Raw genomic sequence first — 17,032 nt, 5'->3', positions numbered from 1 at the left:
TCCTACCTTCCGGTCCAGTGCACGAGGCTGGTGTCGAGCTTGTGGAAAAGGGCGTTGGTCATGAATCCGAGGACGCCCGCGATGATGATCGAGCCGTACATGTCGGCGAGGTTGTAGGTCTGCTGGGCGTCGATGATGCGGTGGCCGATCCCGGCGTCGGCGCCGATGAACATCTCCGCCACGACGATGCAGACCAGGGCCAGGGACGAGCCGGTGCGCAGCCCGACGAAGGTCTGCGGGAGCGCCTCGAACACGGTCACGGTGCACAGGGTGCGGAGCCTGCCGGCGCCCATCACCTGGGCGGCCATCTTCCGCGTCGGGCGGGCGGCCATCACCCCGTAGGCGACGTTGAAGAGGATCAGCAGCCCGGCGGCGAACGCGCCCAGCGCGACCTTCGCCTCGTCGCCGATGCCGAACATCAGCAGGAAGAACGGGAACACGGCGGTCACCGGTGTGGAGCGGAAGAAGTCGATCGGGAACTCCAGGCACCGGTAGACGGTCCTGTTGGCGCCCAGCAGGATCCCCAGCGGCACCCCGATCCCGATGGCGAGCCCCAGGGCCGTGGCCATCCGGGCCACGGTCGCACGGAGGTCGGTGAGCAGCGACTCGTCGGCGAGTCCGGCACCGATCGCCTGGAAGCTCTCGAGGGGACCGGGGAAGAGCCGCTCGTTGACCAGGTCGGCGGCGGCGGCGATCCACCACACGGTGATCAGCAGTGCGGCGCCCGCCAGTGCCGGGAGCGTCCGGCGGGCCGCCCCGCCCCAGCGGGTGCCGGTGGCGGGCCGCCTCACCGGTGCACCTCCCGGCGGAAGATCTCCAGCGCTTCGGCCTTGACCGCGACGAAGTCCGGGCTCGACATGGTCCCGGAGCCGCGCGGACGGGGCGCGTCGAAGTGCAACCGCTCGGCGAGGCCGGTGGGCGCCTTCGTCAGCAGCAGGATCTCGTCGGAGAGGTAGACGGCCTCGTCGAGATCGTGCGAGACCAGGATCATGGTGACGCCGGTGGCGTGCTGGACCGCCTGCAGGGTGTCGCGCAGGGAGAGGGTCATCTCGTAATCGAGCGCGGAGAAGGGTTCGTCGAGGAACAGCACCTCCGGGTTGGTGGCCAGCGACCGCATCACCGCGGTGATCTGCTGCTGGCCGCCGGACATCAGGTAGGGGTAGCGGTGCAGGTCGAAGCGGATCCCGAACAGCTCGGCCATCTCGTCGACCCGCTCGCGGCGCGCGGCCTTCGACCAGCCCGCGACCTTCAACGGGTAGCAGATGTTCTGGTAGGCGCTGCGCCACGGGAACAGGGCCTCGCGGTAGTTCTGGAACACGTACCCGGTCCTGGGGACGGGGGCCTCGGGATCGCCGGTCTCGAACCTGATGGCGCCGCCGTCCGGCTTGAGGAGACCGGCGGCCATGTTGAGCAGGGTGGACTTGCCGCAGCCGTTCGGGCCGAAGATCGACGTGACCCTGCCCAGGGAGAAGGTGACGTCGAAGCCGTCGAAGATCTGGTTCGCGCCGAATCGCTTGCGGAGGTCTTCGATCGCGAGCCGGCCGGTGCTCGCGGGGCGGGCCCCTTCGGGAACGGCGGACGGTGTCCGGCCTGGGTGAACGTCGGATCGGGCGACCTTGGTCATCTCGCTCTGGCCTCTCTGTCGGCGTGATCTGCCCCGCCGGGCGGCGCCGGGTCCGCCGGCGCGGGCCGGTCGGCGGCGACGATCTTGCGGACGAACTGTTTTCCCTCGAGGACGTGCGCGGTCATCAGCGCCGCGGCCACCGGCGGGTCGCCGCCGAGGATCGCGCGCAGGATCTCGGTGTGCTGGTCGTACGTGCGCAGCACGCGGCGCTCGTCGATGAACTCGCGCATCCGGGCGCTGTGCAGGCGCCCGTTGACGACCTGGAGCATGGAGTGCAGCACGGTGCCGCCGCTGGCCAGGGCGAGCGATTCGTGGAAGCGCTCGTCCTCGAAGACCAGCGACACGTCCACGCGCATCCGCGACCGGTCGACGTCCCAGCGCACGAGCAGCAGGCGGACCGGATCGAGGTCGCACTCCCCGGACGCCAGCCGGCTCACCGCCTGGGTCTCGATCGCGAGCCGCACCGCGTAGAGGTCGTCCAGGTCGGTCAGGTCGAGCTGGCTGACCCGGTACCCCCAGTTGGGAACGTGGTCGAGCAGCATCTCGCGGGTGAGGATGCGCAGCGCCTCGCGCACCGGCGTGCGGCTGGTGCCGTACAGCTCCGCGAGACCGGACTCGGTGACGCGCTGTCCCGGCGCGAATCTGGTGGCGGCGATGTCCCGGCGGATCTGCTCCACCAACCGGGCCACCCGGGTGCCCGTCCCGGTGCTCGCGATGGTTCCCACCTCCAACGTCACTTGCGCTGCCTGCAACGTGGACTCTGGCGGAGTTCGATTGCGCCGCCGATACCGGGACATTTCCGGCCCGTTGCATTCAACGGCGAACGATGTATGCACGGTGAACTCCGCTTGGAGCGGCCTTGGGAGGCGCGCGGAGCTTCGGGAAGTGCGGCCATCACCTTCCGTAAGCGCAGTGCGGCCTTGGGGGACGGGCTCGATTGCATGCATGTGCGGCCGGGCGGCGGCGGGGCGCGTGCCTGTGCGGCCCGGAGTCCGGCGACCGGATCCCGCCGTGGGCAGGGGGTGGCGGCGGGGCGTCTGCGGGGCGCCTGCACATGGCCGGGGCCGCGGTCCCGCCGGCGTGCCGTGCCGGAGAGTCGGCTCGGGGCGACGCCGGCCGTCCGGCGCCGGGCAAGGGGCGTGCGGGTGACCGCCGCGGTGCGAGCGCGGGCGCGCCCGGCCCGCCGCGAGCGCGGCGGGCCGGGCGTCCGGGCGGCGGGGCCTCTCCGGACGGCCGTCCGGTGGGTGAGGGCCGGGAGTGCCCGGCCGTGGAGCCGATCCCTGACCGGGCGCCCGTCAGGGGGACGGTTCAGGGAGGCGGATCAGCGGCGCGGATCAGGGCTTGCGGCCGACGGCGCCGTAGTGGGCGACCTGCTCCGCCTCTCCCCAGGGGTCGTCGAGGTCGACGCGCCACCGCGTGGTCGACACGATGCCGGGGGGAACGAGGTCCAGGCCGTCCATGAGCGCCTCGATCTGCCCGTGGTCGCGGGCGCAGAGAGGCTGGCCGCCCTCCTCCTCGAACTTGGCCATCGCGTCGAGCACCGACCGCCCGTGGAAGTCGGCGGTGTCGTGGACGAGCACGAAGTGGCTGCCGGACGGCAGCGGCTCGATCAGCCGCCGGACGATCGACGTCGCCTCCGCGTCGTCCACGATGTGCGGCAGGATGCCGATCAGCATGACGGCGATCGGCTCGGTGAAGTCCAGCGACTCGGCGGCCTCGGCGACGATGTTCTCGGGGTCGCGCAGGTCGGCGTCGATGTAGGCGGTCATGCCCTCGGGCGCCGAGGTCAGCAGCGCGCGGGCGTGCGCCAGGACCAGCGGGTCGTTGTCGGCGTAGACGATGCGCGACTCGGGCGCGACGCGCTGGGCCACCTCGTGCGTGTTGTCCTGGGTGGGGAGCCCCGTGCCGATGTCGAGGAACTGCCGGATGCCGGTCTCGCCCGCCAGGTACCGGACGGCGCGGCCGAGGAAGGCGCGGTCGTGGCGCGCGAGGGACACGATGTCGGGGTGGATGCGGGCGATGGCGTCGCCCACCTCGCGGTCGACCGGGTAGTTGTCCTTGCCGCCGAGCCAGTAGTTCCAGATCCGCGCCGAGGTCGGGACGGTCGTGTCGATGCCGGGAATGTCGTTCACATGCCGCTCCATGCCGGGGGGATGATCTTCATTGTGCCCCCGGCGGGCGCGCCGGTGTGCGGTCTTCGGGAAACGCCCGGAGTCCGTCCAGCACCACCCGCGAGATCGCGTCGCCGCGCCGCGCGCCCGGCCTGCACACGGTGGTGCTCAGGATCTCGACGATCTCGGCCGGCCCGACGTCGCGCCGCATCGTCCCCTCGTCCTGGACCTGCCGGACGAGTTCGCGCAGGAGCCCGTCGACCTCGTCCTGCAGGGCGGTCCGCTCGCGGGGGACGGCACCGTCCTCGGCGAGCGACTTGATGAGGGCGAACGGCTGCTCCGTCGAGTCGTCGACGACCTCGGCGAACACCTCCCAGCGCGGACCGTCCCGCGCGGTGAGTTCGCGGAGCCGCGCGCCGTACCGGCGCAGCGCGGTGGCGGCGATCTCCTCGACGAGCGCCCGCCGGTCCGGGAAGTGCCGGTAGAGGGTGCCGACGCCGAGCCCGGCCCCCCGCGCGATGTCCTCCATGCCGACGCCGGGGCCCTGCTCGGCGAACAGTTCGAGCGCGCAGGCGACGATCCGCTCGCGGTTGCGCCGCGCGTCGGCTCGCATCGGTCCTCCGTTCGGTTCAACCGGAACTCTGGATTCAGGTTACCCTGACTTAGCGGAAGAGGAATATCCGATTCAGGTTGGAGTGATCATGCGCATCGGACTGTTCACCGTCGCCGGCGGGGCCCCGCTGGACGACCTCGTCGCCCAGGTCCGTCTCGCCCGCGACGCCGGGCTCGCGAGCGCGTTCTTCGGGCACTCGTCGTCGTCCTGGGACGCCCTCATGGCGGCGGCGCTCGCCGGACGCGAGGTGCCCGGCATCGAGGTCGGGACGGCGGTCGTCCCGACCTACCCGCGCCACCCCCTCACGGTGGCGGGCCAGGCGCTCACCGCGCAGGCCATGACGGGCGGGCGCTTCACGCTCGGCATCGGCCCGAGCCACGCGGCGATGATCGAGGGCTGGTACGGGATCCCCTACGAGCGCCCCGTCCGGCACACCCGCGACTACCTGGCCGCGCTGCTCCCGCTGCTGCGCGGCGAGACGGTCGAGCACCGCGGCGAGACGCTGAGCGCGGTGGGGGCCGTGGACGCGCCCGGTGCCGCCCCGCCGCAGGTGATCCTGTCCGCGCTCGGCCCCGCGATGCTGCGCGCCGCGGGCGAGCTGGCCGACGGCACCGTCACCACCTGGACGGGCCCCGCCGCGATCGGCGACCACATCGTGCCCGCGATCACGAGCGCGGCGCGGGCCGCCGGACGTCCCGCGCCGCGCGTCCTGGCGGGCGTGCTGGTCGCCCTCACCACCGACCCGGACGGCGTCCGCCGCGAGATCGCCGAGCGGTTCGCCGCCGCCACCGACTTCCCCGCCTACCGGTCGGTGCTCGAGCGGCAGGGACTGGCGGGCGTGCACGAGACGGTCGTCGCCGGGGACGAGCGGGAGGTCGCCGCGGAGCTGCGCCGCTTCGCCGCCGCGGGCGCCACGGACCTGCTGGTCAGCCCGTACGGCGACGCCGCGCGCGTCCTGGAGTTCGCGGCCTCCCTGGGGTGAGGGCGGGTCAGATGCTCGGGCCGTAGTCCGTGCACTCCGGCCGGAACTCCGGGTCGTCCGGGCCGAGGGCGTTGAGGACGATCTGCATGATCGGCCCGTCGAACCAGGTGCCGGAGTGCCCCACCGGGTCGTCCGGGCACAGGTCCTGCAGCAGGATGTTGGTGGTGTCGCCGCCGTGCAGGAACGAGTTCGTGAGCGGGGTGACGGTCGTGTCGTGGGCGGTCGCGATCGTCACGTAGCGGACGCCGGGGACGGTGTCGCCGTCGGCGAACAGCGCCTCCTGGAACTCCGACCCCTCCTCCTGCTGGACGTGCGCGGGCGACCCGATGAGGCGGAGGAAGTCGTTGACGGGCCCGAGCACGCCGAGCTTGCGGGCGAGGTCGACCAGGCCGCCCATGGTGGTGCCGTGGTTGGTCGGGGCCAGGGCGACCAGCGTCCGCACCTCGGCGGCGCCGCCGAGCCGCTTGATGTAGTAGTGCGGCATCATCCCGCCCTGGGAGCCGCCGACCACGTCGACCTCGTCGGCTCCCGTGGCGGCCAGCACCCGGTCGACGAACGCGTCCATGGTGCGCGCCGACTCCGCGATGTCGCCGAGCCCGTAGACGCGGCCGAAGCTGGACGGCGTCTCGCCGTAGTTGAACGCGTAGACGCAGTACCCCGCGTTCGCCAGGGTCGGCGCGAGCATGGCCCCGCGAAGCCGAGGTTGGACGTCGTCCCGTGCACGAGCACCACCGGTTCGGGACGCTCGGCGGACGGCACGCAGTCCCAGTCGTTCGCCCCGGCCACCGCGTCCGGGCTGAGCACGAAGTTGCCGATCGCCGTCGCCGGGTCGCCCACCGGATGGACGTCCCGCTCCCGCGCCGCCGCGCTGCCGGCGGGCAGGACGGCGCCCGCCGTCAGCGCCGCGCACGCCGTCAGCGCCGCCGCGAGCCCGCGCCGAAACCGTCGTCTCATGTCTCCCTCTTTCCGGGCGGCCGACATATAGACGACGGTATCTATTTGGTGTCCGCGGTACCACGCCGCCGCTGACAAGAGGCGCGGGCGCTGTTCGTCTCCGAAGGCGGATCGCGGCGGCCGGGGCACCGCCGGTCAGGGGTCAGGCCGGTGTCTCCGTCGCGTCGAGCGCGTCCATCATCAGCGGCCAGGCGCGTTCCAGCTCGGGGATCCACTCCGGCCACGCGTGCCAGCCGTCACCGTAGATGTGCGAGGTCACCGGGATGCCGAGCGCGTCCAGGCGGGCGACGAACGACCGGTTCATCCCCCGATCAGGATCTCGCTGAGCTGCGTCAGCCGCCACTGCGCCCCCGGCGGCGTGTAGGGGCCGTTCAGGCCGGTGGTCCCGCTGGACACGTACAGCCCGACGCCGCGCAGGTTCGGCGCGAGGTGGTACGGGTCGTGCGCCCGCCAGTTCGCGTCGTCCAGGCCGGGCACGCCGAAGATCCGGAACGCGTCGAGGCCGGAGCCGAGCAGGTTGACGAACATCAGGAACACCTGCATCCCGTCCATGGTCAGGTGCGTGGAACCGCTGAACGACGCCGCGTACCTGAACATCCCGCGATGCCGTCCGGCGTACGCGAGCGCGCCCTGGCCGCCGGACGACGCGCCCATCACGGCCCGCCGCGTCCCGGCGCCGTAGCGCTCCAGCACCCGGACGAGCTCGGCGGTGTGGAACGTCTCCCAGCGGGGCACGCCGCCCGCGCCGCCGTTCCACCAGTCGGTATAGCTGCCGTTCTCGCCGCCGGACGGCATGGCGACCATGACGTCCCACGCCGCGGCGAGCCCCTCGATGTCGGTCTCGCGCGTCCAGGAGGTGTAGTCGTCGCGGCCGCCCTGGAGCGCGAAGACCACGGGCCAGGTCCCGCGCGCGGAGCGCTTCCAGCCCGCGGGGAGCAGGAGACGGACGTGGACCGTCTGGTCGACGTTCGCCGAATGCCAGCTCAGGTCGAGCGTGCGCGGCCCGTGCCAGGTCTCGGTGATCGCGGGCCCGGCCGCGCGGGCCGGACCCGGCGGCGCGACGAGCGCGGCGCCCGCGACGAGCGCGAGGAGCAGGACGGACGCGAGCAGGAGGCGTGCGAAGTGCCGAAGGGTTCTCATCCGAAGTTCTTTCTCGCCAGGACCCGGTAGGCGTTGCTGTTCCTCCGGGCGATCGGGACGGTCAGCAGGTCCAGCAGGACGGCCGCGCCCATGAGCGGGGCGGCGAGGACGAGCACGGCGAGGACGCGCGCGTACTCGCGGGCGCCCGGGACGCGCGGCCACCAGGGGCGGTCGACGTCGAGGCCGAGCCGGTTGACGACCGCGGCGGCGGACGCGGCGAAGTCGGGCCCCTGGTCGGCCTCGCGGCGCTCCCGCGACACGACCTCGAACCCCCGCCGCTCCAGCGCGTCCAGCAGGTTGGCCAGCGGGATCATGTGCAGGTGCTGCGGCGCCAGCCACGGCACCCAGTGGCCGCGCAGCACCCGCCCGAACCACGACTCGGGATCGGGCATCTCGATCAGCAGGTGCCCCCCGGGCGGCAGCACCTTCGTCGCGGTGTCCAGCTCGGCGAGCGGGTCGGTGGTGTGCTCCAGGTAGTGGTGCATGCTGATGACGTCGTAGCGTCCGGCCAGGTCGGCTGCGAGCGCGCGGAACTCGCCCCGGTAGGCGGTGTCGATCCAGCCGCGCTGCGCCCCTTCCGCGACCGCCGCGCCGAAGTCCAGGCCGTCCAGGCGCGCCTCCGGGAGGACGGTCCGGGCCGCCCGGCAGAAGTGCCCCTTGCCGGTGCCGACGTCCAGCCACGACCGGGGCTCCGCCGCGCGCCGCACCATGGCGACGCGGGCGAGGTACCAGGACGTGTTGGAGGTGAAGATGCGCTCGGCCAGCACGTCGCCGAGCCCGTCGTAGACGTCCCGGTAGTAGAAGTCCAGGCCCTCGGGCGTGACGCGCGGGTTCTGGAAGATGTGCCCGCAGTTCCCGCACCGCTCCAGCGTGAAGCGTCCCGGCTTGCCCTGGAGGACGTCGCGGGCGGTGACGTGCACGTCCAGTTCGTCCGATCCGCACCACGGGCATTCCGGGGAGCGCGGCCCGACGAACCGTCCGGTGCCGCGCTCCAGCTCCGCCCGGTACCGGGCCCGCGCCTCCTCCCGCCGGGCCAGCAGCGCCCGCTCCCAGCCGGTGCGCGGTGCCGCGAGCGTGCGGACGATCGACAGCGGCACGTGGACCGGCCGCAGCAGGCTGACCCGGTGCAGGTCGCGCGGCCGGACGGGCGCGCCGGCGAAGATCAGCTGTGGTACCGCGCAGTACCAGAGCGCGAGCAGCAGGCCCGCGGCCGGCGCGGCGGCCAGGGTCCCCGCCACCAGCAGGTAGCCGGCGGCCATGGCCCCCAGGGTCTGCGGGAGCGCGAGCGTCTGCGGGATCACCAGCGCCAGCGCCCGCATCCGCGCGCGCCGGAAGGCGGTCTGGTCGTGCCCCGCGATCCCGGCGACGGCGATGTCGGCGCGCTCGACGTAGAGCTTGAGCCGGGCCGTCGCCGCGCCGAGCTCGTCCGGATCGCGCTCGCCGGCGCGCAGGCCCGCCGCCGCCACGGCGTCCCGGGACGCGAGCACCGCGTGGCAGGCGCCGCGCCCCATGCCGAAGGCGTCGTCCCGGTAGGCGCCGAAATCGGTGTGCCGGGCGAGGTCGAGGGCGCCGTCGACCGGAATGTCGCGGGGCATGAGATCGAGGAGCCCGAGACCGTTCTCGCGGGCATATCTCTCGGCGGCGCGGGCCACCCGGTCCGGCACCTCGACGTGCCGCGCGGTGAGCAGGACATAGTCGGGGTCGGCCTCGCCCTCGTCCCCCGGCGGGAGCGTGCGCAGCCCGCGCAGCCTGCGCCGCAGCCGCCAGCCGTTGGCGGCCATGCAGGCGGCGATCGCCATTGCGATGATCATTTCGAGCCCCTTTCCGTGCAGCCCGGAAAAGCACGTCATAAAGGCGTGCCGACCTGACAATCCCGATCGCGCTTTCGTTGACCGGTGACGTATGGATTCACATTCGGGGCCGCCATGATCGGGGGCCATGGGAATCGAAGTGCTCGACGAGGAGAGGGCCGGCGACCGGCTCCGCGTCCTGACCGTCCGCACCGCCGCGGTGCCGGCGGCCGAACTGGCGATCCGCGTCCTGCTCCCGCACCGCTGGACGGCGGCCCGCACCTGGCCGCTGCTCACGCTGCACCACGGCGGGCTCGACGACTCGTCCTCCTGGATCCGCCGCACCGACGTCGAGCGGCTCAGCCGGGACGACGGCGTCCTGATCGTCATGCCCGACGGGGGCCGCGCGGGCGGGTACGCCGACTGGCGCCGCGGCCCCCAGTGGCAGACGTTCCACGTCCACCACCTCCACGCGCTCATGCGCGCCCGCTACGCCGCCGGGCGGGTGCGCGCCGTCGCCGGGGTGTCCGGGGGCGGGTACGGCGCGCTGCTGAGCGCCGCCGCCAACCCCGGAACGTTCCGGTTCGCCGCCGCGTTCAGCGGCCCCTGCACCATCCGCACGGCCCTGTCCGCGACGACGCTGCTCGCCGCGACCGGCGCGGCGGGCCGCGTGAACCCGTTCGCGATGTGGGGCGTCCCGCTCGTCCACGACCGCCACTGGCGAGCCGCCGACCCCCTCGTCCTCGCCGCCGGGCTCCGCGGGACCGGCGTCCACCTGTCGTCCGGCCTGACGGGACGTCCCGGCCCCCTCGACCCGGCGGCCCCGTGGAGCGCCGCCAACCTGGCCGAACCGCTCGTCCGCGCGACGATCCGCCCGTTCCTGCGCCGCCTCCGCGCGCTCGGCATCCCCGCGACCGCCCACCTGTACCGCGACGGGACGCACGACTGGCCGTACTGGCAGCGCGAACTGCACCGCGTCTGGCCCAAGCTCACGGCGTCCCTGCGCACACCCTGACGGCACGGCTCGCCTCCCTCACACCCGGAAGTGTGTGGGAGTCTGTATGAAACAGTGTCCGTACACATAGCGGCGGCCCGGATGACTTCTCCCGCCGCACTACTAACCGGAGTAAGGAAAACCCAGGCCGGCGGCTATCCGCCCGCGAGGTCGAGCCGGTCGCGCAGCCGCGCCAGGGCCGCGGCGTGCCACGCGTCGAGGACCGCGAGCGTCTCCCTGGCGAGCCCCTCGTCGCCGGTCTCCCACGCGGTGACCACGTTGCCCCAGAACCAGACATGCTCGGACGCGTCCCCGTAGAGGGCCTCGAGCACCTCGGGGACCTCGGCCAGGACGTCCCCCATCGAGTTGAGCAACCCGAGCGTGACGCCCCCGCCGAGCCCGGCCAGGACGGCGCGCAGGACGCCCAGCACGCCCCGGTGCACGTCGCCGGCACGGACGTCGCCGTCCTGCGCGAGCAGCTCCAGCTGCGCGAACGCCCGCCGCGCCGGAGCCGGATCGGCGCCCTTCGCGTCGGGCACGAGCTTCACCAGCGCCGCCTGGTAGAACAGCTGGAGCGTCTCCAGGATCTCCTGGACGTTCCGCACGGTCAGCTCGGGCAGGCTGCTGGAGAACCGGAACAGGTACTGCCAGGTCTGGATCCCGCCGTAGAGCCGGATGTCGCGGACCACGACGCCGACACCGTGCCGCGGCTCGACGAACCCCGCCATGCGGAGCCGGCCGAGCACCTGCTGGATGCTCGAGGGGTTCAGTTCGTACCGTCCGGCGAGCCGCCGGATCGACGGCAGCGTGTCCCCGGGCCGGAGGCGGCCGGTGGCGATCTGCAAGGCGAGGTCGTCGGCGACCGCGTCCAGTGCGTTGCTGCGCATCCCGCCCCTACCGTTCGTCCGCCGGCCGGCCGGCCGACCGTCCGGCACAGTGTAGGGACCGCCCGCCCCCGTGCCGGAGGACGTCGTCCTACTTCACGTCCATTCGCAGCAGCGGCGGCCGCGGCGATGCCGCGTCGCCCCCGGTCCGCACGTACGGTGCGTGCGCGCGGGCCGGGGCGCTTCATTCGGGCGTCGGGCCGGGCCGGCCCTTCAGCCGGGCGGCGAGATCTCGGATCTGCCGTTTCACCTGCTCGTCCTGGTCGTTGCGCGCCGCGGCCTCGTGGTGTTCTCTGTGCAGACGGCGGTTTCGCTCATGTTCCTCCGCCAGATGGAGGGCCTCGCTTCGAGACCGAATGTTCTGCGTCTTGGCGTGCTTGAGGAAGACCTCGTGCGTCTCCATGTCGGCTGTGGCGTGGTCGGCCACTTGGCGGTCGTAGGTGCTCGGCCCGGCGAGGCGTTTGGTCAGGATCGGCAGGCAATCCAAAGTGATCAGTGCGATGCGGAGCAGCCAGACGAACAGGAGGACCATCAGGCTCTCGCCCTGTAGGGCGACGAGCGCTTCATCCTCCTCCAGGATGCCGATCTCGCCATCGGGACGGGGGAGCTGCTCGTCGATCTCCTGAGCGATCTCGGTCGAATAGCCGGCGTTGACGACCCCCTGGGCCTCGACGGCGTTCTTGGCTCTGACCTGGAGATCGGCGAGCTGCCGCCGACGTTCCGGGAACTCGGCCGTGTCCAGGAGCGTCGTCCGCTCGGTCCGGATCTGGCGGCAGTTCGGTCCCTCGCCGACGACGCCCGTGGTCTCGTTCCCGACGCGTTCGCCGCCGCATTCGGCGTGCCCCAGCCGCTCCAGCCTTCGCAGCTCCGCCATGTCTTTGTCGATCGCCTTCGACAACGTCGACGCCTGCGTCTCGAGCGATGTCACGGTGGCCGCCGCGGCCGCCGGGTCGGCGTCGACGGTGAGGAGCAGCCCGCGATCCTCGCACGACGCGGCGTCCTTCGCGGGGAGCGCCCGGTAGGGGACGGGATTGCAGGCCGTCAACGCGCTGAGCTTGGTCGCCCGCTCCACCCGCCTGTCCTCGGCCACCTGCCGGTGGATCGCGGGCTCGAAGATCTTGAGCAGCAGCGGCTCGGCCACCACGAATCCGAGCACGACGGCCAGCACGATCCGCGTGAGGAACACCCCGCGGCTGCTCTGTGTCCCGTGCGAGCTGGCGATCAACCAGCGGTCCACCGAGAAGATGACCCACCCCCAGAAGAGGGCGACCGGCAGCGCCACGATGAAGGACACGTCCGTGAACTTCTCGACGACGACGAGCATGGACACGGCCGCGAGGATCCCCGCGTTCACCACGATCAGGGCCATCGCGGTGTAGCGTCCGCGGTCCAGCGGGGCCATGCTCAGCACGGACTCGTCCACGCCGATCAGTGAACGCAGCCATACACCCGGGCCCTTCGGGCCGTGCACGGGCCGCCGGGGCGGCTCACCCCCCACCTCGATGGCCGGGTCCGTCTGAACCGCCGTCATCAGAGGTCTTCCTCCCGGTACGGCACATCCTCGCCGGTGTCGGTGTCGGGGCCGGGAATCCGCGGCGGGGCCGCGAGCTCCTCCCGGGCCTGCCCCGCCGCCGGCTCGATCCCCCGGCCGGGTTCCGTCTTCGCAGGCGGTGCGGTCGTCTTCCCCGCGGTGAGTTCGTGGAGAATGCCGTCGATCTCCTTCACGCCCCGCTCGTCGAGGTGGCCCTTGCGCACCATCTCCTTGAGAACTTCGAGCCGCAGCATGACGCCTTGCACTTGGGTTTCCCTGGACAGCTGCGCATTCTGAACCGCGTCCTCGTGGGCGCGGTCCTCACGCAGCCGTTCCAGCAGGTGCAGCCGGTCGGCTTCCTGCTGGTGGAAATCGGCCAGCTCCTTGGCACCGATCTCGTCCCGCTCGGCGGCGAGGGCGTAGGCCATCAGCGGATCGTCGCCCACCGCGGCGGTGACCTTCGCGGCCCGATCGATGTCGAAGGTCGTCTCCAGGTCGCGCCTGCGGTGCGCCGCGGCCAGCGCCGCCTCCTCGTCCGCTTCCCGCTGCGCCTCCTTCTGCCGGTCGCTGTTGAGCTTGTTGATCTCCTGCTCGGTGCTCAGCACCTCCAGCTTGAGCCTGTGCAGCCTGGTCTCGGTCTCCTCCAGAGCCTGAGCCCGGTCGTATTTTCCGCCCCTCGACAGACCCGCGAGCCGGTCCTGATGATCGAGATCGTCCCGGACGGCCTTGCCCACGTACTCCTTGACCTCCGACGGTGCGGGGATCTCGACGTTGCTCAGGGTCGCCGTCATCCCGGAAAGCCGGACCGGCAGGTAGTGGTGGTATGCCTGCAGTTCGGCGCGCACTTCCGTCCGGGCCTCCAGGAAATCGGCGAGCTTGTATTTCGCGCCCGCCTTGAAGACGTCCTCGTGTGCCCTCAGGTACCCGGCCAGGGCGTCTCGGACGTCCCCGAGCCCGGCCTCCACCACGGCGACCGGGTCATGGACGCGGCAAGTGAAGTCGACGCGAACGGTGAACTCGCCCCCCTCCGCGGAGGGAACGGTGAACTCGGTCCTGACCTGTTTGTTCTCCGTCACGTCGACGATGCTCACGTGCGTCGCCTCCAGGACGATCTCGTCGTCCAAGCCGAGCCGTCCGCTGTCGAGCACGTACCTGCCGCCGGAGCGGAACACCAGTACCTGCCCCGCCGTCGGAGGCGGGATCTCCGAAGTGTCGCGGCGCCGGGAACGCAGCCCGAAAAGCCGCCCGCTTTGAGGCACCGGCGACAGGACCTTCTGGCTAATGATCGGATAGGTCACGATCTTCTCCTATGCGACGTTGTGCTCGTTCGATTGCCGAGAGCAGGGCGGCGGTGACCGGGTTCGCTCCGTCGCGCCGGTTCGCGGGGCGAGCGGCGAACGCCGTGAAGTCCTCGGCCAACTCGTCCCGCTGGTCCTTGGACAGCAGGCCGCCCAGGACGTCGCCGAGCCGTCGGGCGATCACCTCCGGCTGTTCGGACCGGTACCGCAACGCGTCGAGATTGGCGTGCAGCGCGGCCAGCGCGGAATGCCTGACCGGCCGGTTCACCAGGAGCACCGACCACGTGTACCCGATGGCGTCCGCCAGGTCGGGCCGCTCGCACAGCAGCCGCGCCGCCAGCGGCCGCCCCTGCTGGTCGTCCGTTCGGTAGACGGCGAGTACCGCCCGCAGCGCGATCCCGTACAGCTCGATCCGGCCGGGGATTCCACGCAGTTTCTTGATCTTGTCCTCCAGGAAGCGGATGACGCGCTCCTGTCCCGCGGTGTCCTCCTGGGACAGGAACAGCCCGCCGAACGCCTCGGTGGCGAGAGGCCCCAGCACGGCTCCCCGGTTGCCCGCCAGCCGCCAGAGGTTCTTCACGGCCTCGATCGAGTAGAGCCGCCCGAGAACCCCCGAGAACGCGATGATCGCGTTGTACTTCTGCCCGTGCGTGCTGTCTCGCGCGGCCCATCCCGAAGCGACCCGGAGCGCCACCGGCGCCAGATCCTCGTCGAAGCACATCAACCACAGCACGTGGACGGTCGTCAGCCGCTTCTGCCGGGCGTGCGAGCGAGCCGGTTCGCCGCGTCCCGTCGCGATCGACCACGGGTCCAGGTACGAGATCTCGACCTCGTCGAAGCTGGACGCGGCGAGCCGGGCCAGGCCCGCCGCGATGTGGAGGGACAGTTCCGGCCTGATCAGGATGCCCTCGAGCCAGATCCGGACCGCGTCCCAGAAGTGCTCGTCGAACCGTCCCGTCATCTCGGCGAACACGAAGCGCTGCGCCTCCGGATCGCGCAACTCGATCAGCCGCCGCGGCCATCCGTCGACGTTCACCTGCCTGATCTGGATCAGCGGGTTGTCCCGCTGTCTCCCCCTGGCCTGGGGGAAGGCCGCCTCCGCGGGGCTCGGTGGCCGATCCGCGGAGTCGGTCCCGGGGGGCGGCTCGGGCACCATCTCCGCCAGCGTGGCCTTCAGCGACGCGCGGACGTCCCCGAACCGCCGCTCGGAAAGGCCCGGCAGGAACGCCAGCACGGTGACGTCGAGCACCTGCTCCCGGGTCGGCCCCTGCTCGAACCAGGTACGGACCTGGCTCTTCGCCGCTTCCCGGAGGACGGACGAGATGGCCTCCACGGGCGACAGACCGTGCACGAGCCGGTCCGTGATCTCGACGAGGCACGCCATCGTCACGGCTTCGGGCAGTGCCTCGACGGCCTTCGCGATATCCGCGTCCGCCACACCGCCGCCCGAGTGCGCACGGATGACCGCTGCCCAGTCCTCGGGCGGCGACCACTCGATCCTGGCGGTCGCGGCCGTGCGCCGGTCCTCCTCCGAGGAGGTCACCACCAGGAACGAGCCCCGCTCGCGCAGTTTCCCCTGGACCCGTTCCCAGTGGAGCTCGGCCTCCCGGTCGACGTCGCCGAACCAGCCGGGCAGCAGGTACCCCGTCCCCTTGTCGAACCGGTGGTCGGCCAGCTCCCGGAGGCTTTTGGTCGAGGACAACCTGACGATCGGCGCCGTCCCGTCGAGGACGCGCACCAGGAGATTCACGGCGCCGGTGAGCTTGCCGCAGCCTTCGGGCCCGCACAGCGTGACGACCGAGGTCCGTCGCAGCGCCTGGATCGCCGGCCCGAAGGGCCCGGGCTCGACGAAGTATCGAGTCAGCGCGTCCACCCGGTCCCGGGACATCGGCCCGCTCACCGCCCGGCGGCTGGTCCAGCCCGCCGCCGCACCGAACCCGAAGTTCGCGCCCCCCGCGTCCACATTGCTGTGGAAAACGTTGATCAGCTGGTTGACCGGCACGTGCTCGGCGGGGGGAAGGACCCCCTGCTCGTCCGCCTCGGGCGGGTCGTCGACGGGCTGGAACGGTTGGCCGTCGTCGTCGGTGTGCACGCCTTCGGCGGGGGCGTCCGCGGACACGTGGTCAGCCCCCGAAACCGAAGTTGGCGCGCCTGGCATCCACCCGCTCGTGGAACTCGTTGTGCACCGAACCGGGCGGCCTCGGCGCCGCGCGGTCACCCGTGCGCTCCGGTGCGGACTTCTCGTCCGGCGGGAGAGCGAGGGGGAGGGAATGGACGCTGCGACCCCTCGGAATCCAGAGCCAGGCGCGCTCCCTGAACTCCTTGACCTTCACCTCCACTTCCCGGAAGTCCTCGGGAGCGACGGAGAGCGCGTGGCCGTGCCGGACGACGTCGGTGAAGATCCGGTCGGAGAGCATGACGGCCAGATCGGCCATGGCCTCCTTGAGGGCGACCCGCAAGGGGGGACTGTCGCAGAGCCGGGCGACCTCGACGGGCCCCTGGCCGCTGCGCCCGTTCACATCGGCGATCGCCGTGCCGTAGTGGACGGCCATCCGGAGCCGGAGGCGGTTCGCCCACGGTGCGTCCCCGTTGCGCCGGTGCAGGAAGGCCGCGAGGTGGCGAGGGAAGTCCCCCACCAGACGCCCCTCGGAGGTCTGCGGGAGGAGGACCGAGAACTCCCCGTCGCCGGCACCCTGCCGTTCCCAGCTGTCCCGGTCGAGTCCCGCCGAGTCCGCGGCCCGGTCCAGAACGTCGAGAAGTCCCGCCTGGATGTCCGCCTGTCGCTGATCGTCGCCGCTTCCGTACCCTGTGGCGTCAACGGAGATCATCGGACGCCGTTCGAAAACCCCTGCCACCTGCTGTCCCCTTGGCATGTTGGAGTCGAGAATCGGGATCTTCGCACGCCGGGACACACAAGAATCGGGATTTATACCTGTTCTGCCTAGATCACCCTGTCCCTTGGCATCAGGGTCGGTTGGTGGAGCACCGAAGAGGTGCCGAAATCAAGCGAAGATCCGCAACCGCGGACGGGGTGTGGACTCCGAACCCATCGCCTGATCCCGCAGACGAAGCGATGATCGGGGGCCGGGCGCCCGGTCGGCCGGGCGTCGG

Annotated in this window: 16 protein-coding genes; 2 read left to right on the top strand and 14 right to left on the bottom strand. The window is 71.9% G+C overall.

The window, feature by feature from the left end; genetic code table 11:
• Positions 1-2: 2 nt before the first annotated feature.
• The 5 genes from F7P10_RS17125 to F7P10_RS17105 all read right to left on the bottom strand — a co-directional run bounded on the left by F7P10_RS17125 (position 3) and on the right by F7P10_RS17105 (position 4,348).
• A complete protein-coding gene (locus F7P10_RS17125; protein WP_151010250.1) occupies positions 3-791 on the bottom strand; it encodes an ABC transporter permease in 789 nt (262 codons plus the stop codon).
• Complete coding sequence (locus F7P10_RS17120) at positions 788-1,624, bottom strand: ABC transporter ATP-binding protein (protein ID WP_151010249.1); 837 nt, start codon at positions 1,622-1,624, stop codon at positions 788-790. The genes F7P10_RS17125 and F7P10_RS17120 overlap by 4 nt, the downstream gene beginning before the upstream one ends.
• A complete protein-coding gene (locus F7P10_RS17115) occupies positions 1,621-2,361 on the bottom strand; it encodes a GntR family transcriptional regulator (RefSeq protein WP_176611507.1) in 741 nt (246 codons plus the stop codon). The genes F7P10_RS17120 and F7P10_RS17115 overlap by 4 nt, the downstream gene beginning before the upstream one ends.
• Before the next feature lie 597 nt (positions 2,362-2,958).
• Positions 2,959-3,756 (bottom strand): SAM-dependent methyltransferase, encoded by a 798-nt coding sequence (locus F7P10_RS17110; protein WP_254716655.1) that lies wholly within the window; start codon positions 3,754-3,756, stop codon positions 2,959-2,961.
• Between the two features lie 28 nt (positions 3,757-3,784).
• Complete coding sequence (locus F7P10_RS17105; protein ID WP_151010246.1) at positions 3,785-4,348, bottom strand: TetR/AcrR family transcriptional regulator; 564 nt, start codon at positions 4,346-4,348, stop codon at positions 3,785-3,787.
• A gap of 88 nt (positions 4,349-4,436) precedes the next feature.
• Between F7P10_RS17105 and F7P10_RS17100 the strand changes: the two genes are divergently transcribed.
• Positions 4,437-5,330: a TIGR03564 family F420-dependent LLM class oxidoreductase gene (locus tag F7P10_RS17100; RefSeq protein WP_151010245.1), complete on the top strand. Its 894-nt coding sequence runs from the start codon at positions 4,437-4,439 to the stop codon at positions 5,328-5,330.
• 7 nt (positions 5,331-5,337) lie between these two features.
• Here the strand turns inward: F7P10_RS17100 and F7P10_RS17095 are convergent, their stop codons facing one another.
• From F7P10_RS17095 to F7P10_RS17085, 4 genes are all read right to left on the bottom strand, one after another.
• Complete coding sequence (locus F7P10_RS17095; protein WP_151010244.1) at positions 5,338-6,015, bottom strand: triacylglycerol lipase; 678 nt, start codon at positions 6,013-6,015, stop codon at positions 5,338-5,340.
• 411 nt (positions 6,016-6,426) lie between these two features.
• The gene (locus F7P10_RS44380) at positions 6,427-6,588 is read right to left on the bottom strand and encodes a hypothetical protein (RefSeq protein WP_254716654.1); all 162 of its coding nucleotides are present in this window, start codon (positions 6,586-6,588) and stop codon (positions 6,427-6,429) included.
• Entirely contained in the window at positions 6,585-7,424 is an 840-nt protein-coding gene (locus tag F7P10_RS17090) for an alpha/beta hydrolase family protein (RefSeq protein WP_254716653.1), read from the bottom strand. The genes F7P10_RS44380 and F7P10_RS17090 overlap by 4 nt, the downstream gene beginning before the upstream one ends.
• The gene (locus F7P10_RS17085) at positions 7,421-9,235 is read right to left on the bottom strand and encodes a class I SAM-dependent methyltransferase (RefSeq protein ID WP_151010243.1); all 1,815 of its coding nucleotides are present in this window, start codon (positions 9,233-9,235) and stop codon (positions 7,421-7,423) included. The genes F7P10_RS17090 and F7P10_RS17085 overlap by 4 nt, the downstream gene beginning before the upstream one ends.
• 127 nt (positions 9,236-9,362) lie before the next feature.
• Here F7P10_RS17085 and F7P10_RS17080 point away from each other — a divergent pair, with 127 nt between their 5' ends.
• Positions 9,363-10,229: an alpha/beta hydrolase family protein gene (locus tag F7P10_RS17080; RefSeq protein WP_151010242.1), complete on the top strand. Its 867-nt coding sequence runs from the start codon at positions 9,363-9,365 to the stop codon at positions 10,227-10,229.
• 134 nt (positions 10,230-10,363) lie between these two features.
• On the opposite strand, the gene F7P10_RS17075 is transcribed toward F7P10_RS17080, so the two are convergent.
• The 5 genes from F7P10_RS17075 to F7P10_RS17055 all read right to left on the bottom strand — a co-directional run bounded on the left by F7P10_RS17075 (position 10,364) and on the right by F7P10_RS17055 (position 16,833).
• Positions 10,364-11,095, bottom strand: a complete 732-nt coding sequence (locus F7P10_RS17075) for a GntR family transcriptional regulator (RefSeq protein ID WP_151010241.1) — start codon at positions 11,093-11,095, stop codon at positions 10,364-10,366.
• A 181-nt stretch (positions 11,096-11,276) separates the two neighbouring features.
• Entirely contained in the window at positions 11,277-12,623 is a 1,347-nt protein-coding gene (locus tag F7P10_RS17070) for a DUF4407 domain-containing protein (protein ID WP_151010240.1), read from the bottom strand.
• Positions 12,623-13,921 (bottom strand): SPFH domain-containing protein, encoded by a 1,299-nt coding sequence (locus F7P10_RS17065; RefSeq protein WP_176611506.1) that lies wholly within the window; start codon positions 13,919-13,921, stop codon positions 12,623-12,625. Before F7P10_RS17065 ends, F7P10_RS17070 begins: the two co-directional genes overlap by 1 nt.
• Positions 13,902-16,040, bottom strand: a complete 2,139-nt coding sequence (locus F7P10_RS17060; protein ID WP_151010238.1) for a hypothetical protein — start codon at positions 16,038-16,040, stop codon at positions 13,902-13,904. Before F7P10_RS17060 ends, F7P10_RS17065 begins: the two co-directional genes overlap by 20 nt.
• Positions 16,041-16,044: 4 nt before the next feature.
• Positions 16,045-16,833 carry a hypothetical protein gene (locus F7P10_RS17055; RefSeq protein WP_151010237.1) on the bottom strand — a complete coding sequence of 263 codons (789 nt, stop codon included), beginning with the start codon at positions 16,831-16,833 and terminating at the stop codon, positions 16,045-16,047.
• Positions 16,834-17,032 lie beyond the last annotated feature (199 nt).

The sequence above is a fragment of the Actinomadura sp. WMMB 499 genome (genome assembly GCF_008824145.1).
In the GTDB taxonomy this organism is placed as follows: domain Bacteria; phylum Actinomycetota; class Actinomycetes; order Streptosporangiales; family Streptosporangiaceae; genus Spirillospora.
Note: the sequence above shows the minus strand (reverse complement) of the source record. Positions and strands in the feature narration are given on the sequence as shown.